At 45.6% G+C, this 811-nt stretch carries 1 pseudogene; it reads left to right on the top strand.

Annotation, left to right across the window (positions count from 1 at the left end):
* Nucleotides 1-811 (top strand): annotated as a pseudogene (cshA, locus tag ACWHAR_RS25645) (degradosome RNA helicase CshA); the annotation flags it as partial.

Genomic DNA, 811 nt, shown 5'->3' with positions numbered 1-811 from the left:
TTCAAGCAATCGTAATCGCGCCAACCCGTGAATTAGCCATTCAAGTATCTGAAGAATTGTATAAAATCGGACAAGATAAACGTGCGAAGGTTCTTCCTATTTACGGCGGACAGGATATTGGACGGCAAATCCGGGCGTTAAAGAAGAATCCGAATATTATTGTCGGAACACCTGGACGTCTTCTTGACCACATCAACCGCCGCACCATTCGTTTAAACAATGTAAATACTGTTGTAATGGATGAAGCGGATGAAATGTTGAACATGGGATTCATTGATGATATTGAATCTATCCTTTCAAACGTGCCAAGCGAGCATCAGACACTTCTGTTCTCTGCCACAATGCCTGCGCCGATCAAACGTATTGCAGAGCGCTTTATGACTGAGCCGGAACACGTAAAAGTAAAAGCGAAAGAAATGACGGTTTCTAACATTCAGCAGTTCTATTTGGAAGTGCAAGAACGCAAAAAATTCGATACACTGACTCGCCTTCTTGACATTCAGTCTCCTGAGCTTGCGATCGTATTCGGACGTACAAAACGCCGTGTCGATGAGCTGGCTGAAGCCCTGAACCTTCGCGGATATGCAGCTGAAGGTATTCACGGTGACTTAACGCAGGCGAAACGTATGGTTGCGCTTCGTAAATTTAAAGAAGGCGCAATCGAAGTTCTTGTCGCAACTGATGTTGCCGCTCGCGGACTTGATATCTCAGGTGTTACACACGTATACAACTTCGACGTGCCTCAAGATCCTGAAAGCTACGTTCACCGTATCGGAAGAACGGGCCGTGCAGGAAAAACAGGTATGGCAAT

It is taken from the genome of Bacillus sp. LR--39, from assembly GCF_053613335.1.
The sequence above is the reverse complement of the archived record's forward strand: the minus strand, read 5'-3'. Positions and strand labels throughout refer to the sequence as shown.